Raw genomic sequence first — 12,032 nt, 5'->3', positions numbered from 1 at the left:
AGAAATGCTTTATATTCCGGACATATGGTGTTGGCGTCGCCGATGTGGGGTGTTAAGCGGTTGGCTGGATCACCAGTGGCATAGCCTTTAAAGCCATACTGCCAGGAAAGCGCTATCTCATGAACTTCTTTGCCGCCTACTTTAAAGGGCTTTAAGCGTTTGGTCACACAAGCCAGAGCCTCGATGTCCCCCCGGGTGGTAGAGACAATAACCTTGGAACCGTTCTTGATCCCTTTATCCCGGGCCAGCTCCTCACTCATCTCCATAAACATATTGGGCATCAACTCGGCCAGCCAGGGCAGGTTGCGAGTCAAAGCGCCGGTCTGCCAGTGTTCCACCAGGCGGAAAGTAGTGGCTATAATAGGATACTGACCAGCGTTGCCTTGATTGTCAGGCTCCCATACTTTGGCAGCCGGGTTTACCCTGGTTTTGTTCAGAATAGGAGCTACAGGGCTTTCCCAGGGCTCGTAATGCTCAGGGAAAGGACCGTCTTTCATCGAGGTTTTGGCGGCGAAGATGCAGCCTTTGCCTTCAGGACGCATGATAAATGGATCATTAAAAGCCGGCTTGTCAGGTCCGGTAGTCTTGCTAATGTCTGGTACGTCCAGGCCGGTCCAGGAACCGCCGGCATCGGCGCCGGCATCCCACCAAACCAACCTGCGGTCATCATCGCCGGGCCAGGGGTTAATGCCATCAGGCTGCACCGAGCAGCGGTTGTAAACAATACGGCGGTTCATCGGCCAGGCCCAGCCCCACTCGGGAAACAGGCCCAAATTACCGGGATCTTCTTTCTTACGTGACTGTGCTTTATAAAACATCTTGCCATCTTTCCAGGTGGTGGCTCCGCAGTATACCCAGCACCCGCAGGTGGTGGAACCGTCATCTTTCAACAGGGCAAAACCCTCAACAGGCTTGCCGCTGGCTACCTGGAAGCCGCACAATTCATTGGCCACTTTCATAATATCGGGTTCTTCTTCGCCATGTTGACCATCATAATCCCAGGTTAATTTGGTGATGGGTTCGTCTTCAGAACGGGTACTGCCTTCATAGAGCTTTTGAACTCGTTTGACCAGCTCATTATAAATCCACAGGTCGGCTTTGGATTCACCGACCGGGTCAGCACCCTTCCAGCGGAACTGAACCATCCGGCTGGTGGAAGCAGCTGTGCCTTCTTTTTCATAGACAGCTGCGGCTGGCAGGAAGAAAGCTTCAGTCTGAATGTCTTGTGGAGTGAGCTGCTTTACCTTTTCATTCTCTACCGGTCTTTCCCAGGCTTTGTGGCTCCAGAATTCGGCGGTTTCGTGTAGCCACAGATCGATGCAGACAAACCATTTAAGTTTAGTGAGAGCTTCCTGCTCCTTATTGGCATTGGGGCCGCCCACTACCGGATTGGAGCCGTTTACGAACAGGCCATCGATTTCGCCTCTGTGCATGGCTTCGAATAAGCCGATGTGCGAATAATTTTTGGTATCCTGACGTTTGGGTATATAGTGATATGCAAAATCGTTGTCTTCGGTAGCGGCATCCCCATACCAGGCCTTGAGCAGACTGACAATCCACTTGGAAGTGTGTATTCGCCAGCCGGAATGTTTGATGCCAGACGCTGCCAAAGCCCGGAATTCTTTCAAATTGCTGAATTGCAGATTGCCTGCACCCGGGGTGGTCTTGCGGATATAAGAAATGAGATCTTTATAATCAGCGCTGTCAGTGGGTGAATCGATATAGCCGGGCAGAATGTGATACAGCAAAGCCATGTCGGTGGCGCCTTGAACGTTGTTTTCACCGCGCAAGGCATTGATTCCTCCACCGGGGCGTCCGATATTTCCCAACAATAACTGTACAATGGCAAAAGCCCGGATGTTTTCACTACCCACCGTATGCTGGGTAATTCCCATGGCATAGCATATGCAGCCCGTCTTATCCGGAGCAGAAGTTGCGCAAAACATTTTCAAGACCTCCCGGTACTTGCTTTGGGGAGATCCGGTTATTTTGCATACCGTATCGATGTCATAACGAGAATAGTGTTGCTTCATGAGTTGGAAAACGCTACGCGGGTGCTGCAGGGTTTCATCCTTCAAGATATTGTTGTTTTCATCGTATTGATAATCCCAGCTGCTAACATCGTAACTTTGCTTAGTTTCGTTCCAACCGGAAAAGAAACCGTCTTTAAACTCATAATCATCTCTGACAAGGAAAGCTGCATTGGTATAATTGACCACATAATCATGGTGATAGAGCTCGTTGTCCAGAATATACTTGATCATGCCGCCCAGGAAGGCGATATCGGTGCCAGAACGCATAGGACAATAAAGATCGGCCACTGCGGCAGTTCGTGTGAAACGGGGATCTACACTGATTATTTTGGTCTGGCGTTTAGGATCAAAACGCCCCTTGTTCAGCCATTTCATACCGATGGGATGGTTTTCGGCCAAGTTGCTGCCCATGATTAAAGCACAGTTGGTATTTTTCATGTCAATCATGGAGTTGGTCATCACTCCTCGTCCGAAGGAAGGAGCCAGGCCGCCCACAGATGGTGAATGGCAGAGCCGGGCCTGAGTTTCCAGGTAAACTACACCCAGCGAGCGCATCATCTTGGATAGTAGATAGCATTCCTCATTGTCCAGGGCTGATCCTCCAATTGAGGCTATTTTTTCGGTCCGGTTAACGATTACTTCACTTCCATCAGACAATGTCTCTTTGTGAATGAAACTCTCATCGCGGGTCTGCTTGATCCGCTGGGCGATTTCATCCAAAATCCAATCCCACTCTTTTTCTTCCCATTTCTCTGATCCAGGAGCCCTGTATAAAGGCTTTGCTACCCTCCTGGGATTGATGATCTGCTTTCCGGTTTCAGGTTCATATATTTCTCTCAGATTAAACATGGCTGAACCTTTGGGACAGGCGCATCCTTCATTAACCGGATTATCAGGGTCTCCAACCACGCTCAATAACTTAACAAATTTATCATCCTTTTTTTCCGCATAAACTACCAGACCGCATCCAGAACCGCAATAAGGACAAACAGTTGGTACCGGACTAACATTTTTTGTGCGCAGTTCTTTGATTACCGCTGCAGAAACAATGAGATTAAAACCCAAAGCCGACCCTAAACTTGCAGCTGCAACCGTAGCTCCGCCTCTTTTTATAAACTGACGGCGGGTTATTTTGCCGTTCATTCTCTTCCCCCCATTCAAATCATTGCGATGCAAAGGAATGATGATTACTGCCATTGTGAGATTCTAGATTACATTTGGACTAGCTTGTCACTAAAATTATTAAGCCTGCGAATCTTGCTATGCGGTCCTGACCAAACTTTTTAAGGTGTCCGCCCTAAAACGAAAACCTCCTAACTTTAATCAGGAGGCTGGTCACAGGATGTACACTGACCATAAAGCCGCAGTTTGGTGCGGCTTCCTCCTTGCCTGAAAAGCCAAGAATGAAGTAGCAGTTTGCCTCAGGACTCATAACCTTCATAATCAGATCTTGGAGACTGAGAAAACTGTTCCGGTAGATGACTCTTTTCCAAGCAAGGGAGATAAAACCGTTTCCAGATTTACCGCGGCTAAATCCCCAATGGCTGTCGCTTTAGGGGAATCAGCTCTGGAGTCAGCGTAAGACATATTAAATTTTGACTATTATGCGAGTATACAGGGTTAAAGCAGTACTGTTTCAACAGTGAACATAGGAGAGCAAATTCCTGAAAGGCTATATGGATTCATCACCTTCAACCGGGCCAGTAGCTGGTATTAGAATGGAAAGCAGTCATACCGGCATAGCGGATAGGTTGAGAAAGGCTCCCATTGGTTTAATTCTCCATTTTTGGCACTGTAGTTTGAAACAAAACGAACCACCGGTTCATATGAAGCATGTCACATTAAACGCTTTGTGGTTGACATAAACCCTGCACTTGAAAGCACTTTCTCACCTCCTTTAATACCGTTATCTTAGCGGCTGGAATAATGAAAACATTTCAGCTTAATAAAAGCATTTTGTTTATAAGCGGAAAAATGAATTCATTGCACCAACTATTATAGTTCTGCATATAAATTTATATTCCTTCTAATAATATTATATATAACCAAACATTATATATGCTAACAACAACAAACCCTCCCGAGATGGAGGGGAGGGGCGTTTCGCCCTTGACGGCAGGCAAGCGTAATCCCCACTGAATCATACATGAGGAGGATACGCAACGTTGCAAGGGCTGGTAATGCCTCAACATAAATTTTAATCATCTAAATGCATATGCGGAAAAAATGGCACGAATCAGCCAATGATAAAAGGCGGTTAGAGCTGGTTCGCTATATTTAAGTAAACTGATAGTGAGCGAAAATAAATCCCCGCTTAATATTGATAAACGGGGATGTAACATATTACTCGTTAACTACGGTTAAGATTTGCCGGCTAACCCGTAAATTTCTTATTAATACCAATTGATTCTTGGCTTCAGTGGCATTCGTCACTGTATTCCTTGACGATGTAAATGGGCCTGCGCTTGGTTTCCAAATAGGTTCTGGAAACATATTGGCCGACTATGCCGGTGCAAAACAGCTGAATCCCGGTAATAAACAGCAGAATACAGACCATAAAGGGCCACCCGTATATAGAACCGCCCCATAATAGGTATTTAACGGCCATGGCTACAATCATTACAAAAGATACCAAGAAAAAAACCAATCCTATCACCGAAGACAACGCCAACGGAGTGGTGGAAAAGGCCATGATCCCATCCAGTGAATAAGAATAGAGCTTCCAAAACGACCATTTAGTCTGGCCGGCAGCTCTTTCCTGATTGTCATATTCCATCCACTTGGTTTTAAAACCTACCCAGGCGAAAATACCTTTGGAAAAACGGTTATATTCACAGATCTGCAGAATGGAATCCACCATTTGGCGGCTCATCAGCCTGAAATCCCGGGCTCCATCCACCAATTCAATATTGGAGATAGTATTGATTATGCGGTAGAATTGCCTGGCGAAAAACGACCTCACCGGCGGCTCGCCTTTGCGGGTGGTTCTTCTGGTGGCAACACAGTCATAGCCTTCATGCTTTATGATAAGGTACATATCCTTGATCAGCATGGGCGGATCCTGCAGGTCAGCATCCATGATAGCCACATAATCACCCCGGGCGTTTTTAAGACCCGCATAGATGGCCGATTCTTTTCCGAAATTACGAGAAAAAGACAGATATTTAACCCGCTGATCCCGGCGCTGTAAATCTTTAATTACGGGCAGGGTGCAGTCCTGTGAACCGTCATCGACAAAAACGAATTCAAATGCCACAAACGCCATATCCGCAGCCAGTTTTGACACCTCGGCATAGAAATATGGCAAAACCTCCTGTTCATTATAACAGGGCACTACTATCGAGATTGTTTTCATTACAGCACTTCTCCTTGACCTTTATCTTGAAATACTATGTGCTTGCTAAACAGGTAATTGGATATGACCACTATTATATTGGAAATTATTTTGGTCAATAAATCATTGGAGTGAAGCACATCGATCATCACATACATTATTGTCATGTCCAGCAGACCGGAGAACAGGCGGCAGCCAAAAAAGGCCAGACATTGTCCCAAAATGGGAAACAACCCCCGGGCTTTGCTCTCAAAAACAAAGAGATGATTGGTGGCATAAGCGAATAATACCGACAAGATCCAGGCTATGAGGTTGGCCTTCAGGTAAGGTAAACCCGCCAGTTTGGCCAGGCCGGAATAGGCCAATATATTGATCAGTGTGGTAAGGCCGCCGTACCCCAGATATAAAACCAGAATCTTATATTTCTGATATTTGGCCTCAACCTGCATATATCCACAAACCTTCTCGGTTAAAACTCAATTTGAATCAATCCAATCTGTGTCTGAGCAATTCTGTAGACTACTAGTGTATTTTTCCCACAAATGGATAAACTATGCATAGTATTTGTTTGAACTTGTATGCCGGTTTTGCCCTTTATCTGACCTGTGACGGGCAGCGCCCGGAAAAATTGCTTGGTTTAGATTTGCATAAGGTTTTTTAGAAATAGAAGAAGGTTGAGATGAGAAGATATAATTTGTTGAAGTATTTATGGGTCGTATTGGGGCTGGTGGGTTTATTGATCATAGCCTACGTGCTTTGCCAAAGCCCTCAGCCCGGGGTAGCCGATCAGGGCGATTTTGACAGGGTCATGAATGTTTCCGGCCTGGAACTCAAACCGGAGCAGATTAATGACCCCGGTTTTGTCAGGTTCCTGGACTACCCGGTAACCGAATACAGAATCTCTGCGGTCAGCGCCCCCAACCTGCTTAAGCGCCTAAGCGCCACCAGCATGGCTTATCTGATCACTTTGATAAACTCAATATGCCTGTTATTGGGAAAGGATACTTTTAAAACCGCATATTTGGCTGCTGCCTATGTAATCATGTACTCGTGCGCCTTTTATGTAATATTCAAGCACCTTAATGTGAAAAACCGGTTGAAATTAACGTTATTCGTATTGATAGCCTTTTTTGTGTTTTTGGACGGCAATTACCTGGTGTGGTTCAACAGTTTGTACGGGGAGCCCATGATGATAACCACACTGGCGTTGTATATCGCGGCATGGCTTTACTATATTTATCACCGCTATATAGTAAAATCGGCAAATACCATATTCCTCACCATGGTGCCTATATTCGCGGCGGCCTTTCTGTTTCTGGGCTCCAAATTGCAGGTTATATCAGCCCTGCCGGTTATTATACTCATGCTCATAAATCTGTGGAGAGAAAACCGGGGGTTGTTGAAACCGCGTCAAGTATGGCTGTTCGGAATTTTTTCCCTTATTCTGGTCGCATATTCGCTGGGATATGCTTATACCAATAAGCAGATGAGTGAGTATACCCGTTATAATTCGTTGTTTTACGGAATATTAAAGGATTCCCCCAACCCCGCTCAAGACCTGCTTGATCTGGGATTAAGTCCCGACATGGCAGCAGACGCGGGAAAACACGCTTTTTTGGAAGAGCGGGAATATGTCAGATATGTTCCCCTCAGTGATATAACCAGGGAAGAATTCTATAATAAAATCAGCAATGCTGATCTGGTCCGGTTTTATATTACCCATCCGCAAAGGCTGGCGGCAGGAATGCAATACACTGCGGATCATGCCTTTACTACTTCAACTGTGCTGGGCAAATATCAAAGGGCGGACATTGAGAAACCGGTGAGCGAATTTGACAGATTCACCGCTTGGTCATCCTTAAGGGAGAAATATCTGCCCAGGAGTCTCTGGTTTTTGATATTTTCTTACGGTTTGGCAACAGGCGTTTCCGTACTGATGTATATAAAGAGGCGGGGAGTAAAAGAAGTTGAGTCAGGTTTGCGGCTTTTCTGGGCGGTGATGCTGATTGGCCTGCTGCAATTTCCTATGCCGCTGGTAGGGAACGGACAGGCTGATACCGCCAAGCAGCTGTTCTTGTTTAATTTTACCTTTGACATAGTTCTGGTGGTTTTATCTTGCTTGACACTGAGCCTATTGATAGATTTCTGCCGTTCCCCCAAGACCGCACTCCATCGCAGTGTGAAAGGGGGCGCCTTTTAATCGGGGGCAAACCTATTCTTCCGATATTTACTAGAAATATGGTATAGTGACAGCAATTAAATATTTATAGATGATCGGCCATTTCCGCACAGAGTATACAGGAGATGGTGAACAGAACCAAGAGGAGGTGTTATTATGTCCCAAGTTATCGCCTGTTACAAATGGGTAGTTGATGAAGCGGATATTAGAATTAATACTGATTTGACGGTTGATTTGAGCAAAGCCAAGGGAAAAATCAGCGACTATGACAAAAATGCCATTGAAGCAGCAGTTCAGGCCGCCGCTTCACTGAATGGCAAGGCAATAGGACTTACCTTCGGCACTGCAGAGGCGAAACCGTCGCTCAAAGATGCGCTATCCAGGGGACTCGACGAAGCCTGGTATATAAACGACCAGCAAGCCGGTCAGGCCGATGGCGCCGGCACTGCCAGAGCCTTGGCGGCTGCCATAAAAAGAATGCCGGATGTGAGCCTTATCATCTGTGCGGAAGGAGCCAGCGACACCTACGCCAGGCAGACCGCACCCCGCATTGGCGCACTGTTAGACCTGCCGGTAGTTACCTCGGCAGGTAAAATTGAGATCAGCGGAAACACCTTGACTGCCGTCCGTATACTGGATGACTGCCTGCAGACAGTAAAGGTGGAGCTCCCTGCTGTAATAGCGGTGCTGCCGGAAATCAACCCCGCACCCATACCCGGTCTTAAGGCGGTTCTGGCGGCCGGCAAAAAACCGGTTACCGAATTGAAAACGCAAGACCTGGGCATCGATCTGGCGCCTAAAACCTCTGTAACAGAATTTAAGGGCTATATTATGAACCGCAAGAACATCATCTTCAATGAAGGCCAGACTGCCGACAAAGTCAATGCACTGGCAACTGCGCTCAGAAAGGAAGGTGTGCTTTAATGGCAGGCGTTTACATATACAGCGACAAAACCGATATTGCCCAAGAAATCATTGGATTTGCCAGAGCGGCAGGAAAAGAAGCCATTCTGTTGACCCTGAGCGAAAAAGATGCCCAGGCCCTGCAAAATTCCGGAGCCGATAAGATCTATGTTATCGACGGCAAGAGTGAGCTGATAGAAAATTACTCCAAAGCCATCGCTGATTTGTTGACAAAGGCGAATGCAGAATTTTTCGCGGTTGGCGCCACCCCCCGGGGAAGAGATTTGGCCGCCAGGGTAGCCGGGTATCTGGATTGCGCGATGGTCAGTGACGTATCCTCCATCGAGTATAGCGGCCAGAACTTACAATGTGTAAGGATGATGTACGGAGGTGCGGTACAACAAAATGAAGTTTTATCTGGCCTGAGTGTTGTTACCGTTTCAGCCGGAAAATTTGAGACGGTTAAAGGTGAAGCCGCCATACAAACCCTGGAACTTGAAGCCGACACCCGGGTAACCGTGGTGGAAACGGCACCTGTTGTTAAAGTGGGGGTAGACCTCGGCAAGGCTGATAAAGTAGTTTGTGTGGGCATGGCCTTGGATAAAGCCGAAGATCTTCAGATAGCCCGGGATCTGGCCGAAGCCGTCGGAGCAGAGCTCGGCTGTACCAGGAGCATAGCCGAAGAAAGGCACTGGCTGCCGGTAGAGAGCTATATCGGCATATCCGGAGCGGTTATAAAGCCCAGGCTGTATATGTCCATGGGTGTATCCGGACAGATTCAGCATGTCTATGGGATTCGCGACGCACAGCTAATCGTTGCTATCGACATCAATGAGAAGGCTCCCATATTTAAGGCTGCGGATTACGGCATTGTAGGAGACCTGTATGAAGTAGTTCCACTGCTGACCGAAGCACTGAAGAAATAACGCTTTTAAAAAGGGCTTACTGCCGGTTTGTTTTCAGGCTGATAAAAGGCAAACCGAATCTTTGTTTGAGGGAGGGGTAAGTTTTTGAGCAGTGAGGATAAATTTGATGCCATAATAGTCGGGGCCGGACCGGCCGGGAGCGCCTGTGCCTATACTCTGGCCAAAGCGGGCAGAAATGTACTGGTAATAGAACGCGGGGATACCCCGGGATGCAAAAACGTGACCGGCGGCCGCCTGTATACCTACGCCCTGGAGATGCTGGATGAGGGCCTGTATGAAGAAGCGGCCCTGGAAAGAAGAGTAACCCATGAGCAGATCATGATGCTCAGCGGAGAACGGGCTATTACCATCGACTTCCACCAACCGGGCTTCAATCCTGAAGCTAAGCCCCCCATGTCTTTCACCGTGCTGCGGGCTGTTTTTGATGAGTGGTTGGCGGCTAAAGCTGAAGAGACGGGAGCTATAGTGGCCTGCGGAATCAAGGTCGACCAGCTCATCGAACAGGAAGGCAAAATCGTGGGGGTCATAGCCGGGGAAGATGAGATGTATGCCGATATAGTCATAGCAGCCGATGGGGTCAATTCCTTCATGGCACAGCAGGCCGGATTGATTCGGGATATACCCGCCAAAACTGTGGGAGTAGGGGTGAAAGAGGTAATCGAGCTGCCGGAAAAAACCATCGAAGAGCGCTTTAACCTCCAGGCCGGCGAAGGCGCAGCCCGCATGCTCTTAGGCTGCACCGAGGGCATACACGGCGGGGGGTTCCTCTATACCAATCAGCAAAGCATATCACTGGGCTGTGTTTTTACCCCTGAAGAAGCAGCACAGCATAAGAAATCGGTGCATGAGATATTTCAGGATATCAAGATGCACCCGGCTATCGCCCCATTGATCGCCGGGGGAGAGACTATAGAATACTCGGCCCATCTGGTGAGTGAGGCAGGATATAGAGGCATTCACAAAAAGCTATACCGGGAAGGATTCCTGATGATAGGAGACGCCGCCGGTTTTGTAATCAACACCGGATATTCCATCCGGGGGATCGACCTGGCTATAGTGAGCGGAATAGCCGCAGCCCGGGCTGTCATAACTGCCGGTGATAATGTGGCGGCAGCCGGGTCATATTACATGCAAGAGCTGAACCACCTGAAACTCATGCCTACCATGAAAGCGGCGGACGGATACTTTGAAATTCTGGAGACTCCCTGGATATATGACAAAGTGCCCAACCTGGCCAATGATGTGTTCAATAGCCTGTTCAAGGTCAGCGGAGAGGTGCCGCAGAGCATGAAGAATACCGTGATGGGAGCTATGAAAGCCAACGGCTTATCACTATGGCAATTGATACAATTGGGCATAAAGGGGGTTAAATCACTATGAGCATAGAGCGCCTTTCAGCAGCAGAACTCCTGAGCAAAAACAAATTCAATGTAGATGAAGAAGAAGCCCATATCGTAATAGACAAAACCATCTGTGCCCAATGCAGTGAGAAACCCTGCCTTTATGTATGCCCGGCGGTTCTCTACAAACTGAACAAGAACGGGGAGATGAGCTTTGACTATGCGGGCTGCCTGGAATGCGGCACCTGCAGAGTGATGTGCAAGGACAAAGGCATTGTCAAATGGATTTATCCCCGTGGAACCTTTGGGGTGATTTATCGACAGGGCTAGTTTTGTCTTGATATTGCAGGGAAGTCTTAAACACCCGTGATGATATTATGGCTCTTGGTTTATATGGCGGGCAGTATACTGCCGGTTTGCAGATACCCGGTATGATATAGGCCTAGAGCCGGGTTAATGTAAAATGATCAGGCCCCTCTGCTGCCGGAGGGGCCAAATTAGTGGGTATGAATGAGACCAACACGGCTGTTATTATCCGTTAACAAGGGAATCTGAATCATCCTATACGCTTCGGGTTATGAACAAAAGTAATTGGATTACACGATGCACAACAAGTACAATTCAATGGCTGGTATTGATAACTGTAAGAATATTTGCCCGCAGCCTGGAAATCGCATACTGCTTACAACTGTGGGAGAAGCTTAGCCGCTTAAGGGTCGGCTATAGAATTATAAAAAATAAAGCAATTAAAGATAAAGATGCATTTTAGGAAATGAGGTCAAAGGCGGCATGTATAATCTTCATGCAACAATTGCAGTGGCAGTATTTCTGGCAGCCTATGCCCTAATAATATCGGAAAAAATGCCTCGGGCGGTTACCGGCCTGGCCGGGGCAGTTATCATAGTTCTATTGGGAGTCCTTACCCAGGAAGAGGCCTTTGCAAGCATCGATTGGAATACCATTGGCTTATTGGTAGGGATGATGATAATAGTGAATATCACCCGTCGCAGCGGCGTATTTGAGTATCTGGCCATACTTGCCGCCAGGACAGCCAAAGGTGATCCAGTCATGATCCTGGTGCTTTTAACCTGCATCACCGCCTTTTTATCGGCATGGCTGGATAATGTTACCACCATACTGTTAATCGTGCCGGTCACTTTTGCCATCGTAAACAGGCTGAAGTTAAACGCTATGCCTTTTTTGCTCTGTGAGGTGATAGGTTCTAATATTGGAGGAACCGCCACCCTGATCGGAGATCCTCCTAATATCTTAATCGGTTCTGCAACGGGCCTGGGATTCAACGATTTCATAATGAAT

Annotated in this window: 9 protein-coding genes and 1 riboswitch; of the genes, 6 read left to right on the top strand and 3 right to left on the bottom strand. The window is 47.4% G+C overall.

Annotation, left to right across the window (positions count from 1 at the left end; genetic code table 11):
* From fdnG to B3W37_RS02050, 3 genes are all read right to left on the bottom strand, one after another.
* Positions 1 to 3,176: formate dehydrogenase-N subunit alpha (gene fdnG, locus B3W37_RS02060; protein ID WP_483174628.1), on the bottom strand; the 3,176-nt coding region annotated here is incomplete at its 3' end.
* A 323-nt stretch (positions 3,177 to 3,499) separates the two neighbouring features.
* A riboswitch (molybdenum cofactor riboswitch) is annotated at positions 3,500 to 3,618 on the bottom strand.
* Between the two features lie 831 nt (positions 3,619 to 4,449).
* Entirely contained in the window at positions 4,450 to 5,388 is a 939-nt protein-coding gene (locus tag B3W37_RS02055; RefSeq protein WP_483174627.1) for a glycosyltransferase family 2 protein, read from the bottom strand.
* On the bottom strand, positions 5,388 to 5,816 hold the full coding sequence (locus B3W37_RS02050; RefSeq protein WP_483170561.1) for a GtrA family protein: 429 nt from the start codon (positions 5,814 to 5,816) through the stop codon (positions 5,388 to 5,390). Before B3W37_RS02050 ends, B3W37_RS02055 begins: the two co-directional genes overlap by 1 nt.
* Before the next feature lie 230 nt (positions 5,817 to 6,046).
* Here B3W37_RS02050 and wsfD point away from each other — a divergent pair, with 230 nt between their 5' ends.
* From wsfD to B3W37_RS02020, 6 genes are all read left to right on the top strand, one after another.
* A complete protein-coding gene (gene wsfD / locus B3W37_RS02045) occupies positions 6,047 to 7,567 on the top strand; it encodes a glycan biosynthesis hexose transferase WsfD (protein ID WP_483174625.1) in 1,521 nt (506 codons plus the stop codon).
* A 135-nt stretch (positions 7,568 to 7,702) separates the two neighbouring features.
* On the top strand, positions 7,703 to 8,470 hold the full coding sequence (locus B3W37_RS02040; protein WP_483170559.1) for an electron transfer flavoprotein subunit beta/FixA family protein: 768 nt from the start codon (positions 7,703 to 7,705) through the stop codon (positions 8,468 to 8,470).
* The gene (locus B3W37_RS02035) at positions 8,470 to 9,375 is read left to right on the top strand and encodes an electron transfer flavoprotein subunit alpha/FixB family protein (RefSeq protein WP_483174624.1); all 906 of its coding nucleotides are present in this window, start codon (positions 8,470 to 8,472) and stop codon (positions 9,373 to 9,375) included. The genes B3W37_RS02040 and B3W37_RS02035 overlap by 1 nt, the downstream gene beginning before the upstream one ends.
* An 84-nt stretch (positions 9,376 to 9,459) precedes the next feature.
* On the top strand, positions 9,460 to 10,755 hold the full coding sequence (locus B3W37_RS02030) for an FAD-dependent oxidoreductase (RefSeq protein WP_483174623.1): 1,296 nt from the start codon (positions 9,460 to 9,462) through the stop codon (positions 10,753 to 10,755).
* Positions 10,752 to 11,045 (top strand): ferredoxin family protein, encoded by a 294-nt coding sequence (locus tag B3W37_RS02025; RefSeq protein ID WP_483174622.1) that lies wholly within the window; start codon positions 10,752 to 10,754, stop codon positions 11,043 to 11,045. The genes B3W37_RS02030 and B3W37_RS02025 overlap by 4 nt, the downstream gene beginning before the upstream one ends.
* Positions 11,046 to 11,504: 459 nt before the next feature.
* Positions 11,505 to 12,032: ArsB/NhaD family transporter (locus B3W37_RS02020; protein WP_483174621.1), on the top strand; the 528-nt coding region annotated here is incomplete at its 3' end.

Source organism: Syntrophomonas sp. UBA5494 (assembly GCF_002426325.1).
Note: the sequence above shows the minus strand (reverse complement) of the source record. Positions and strands in the feature narration are given on the sequence as shown.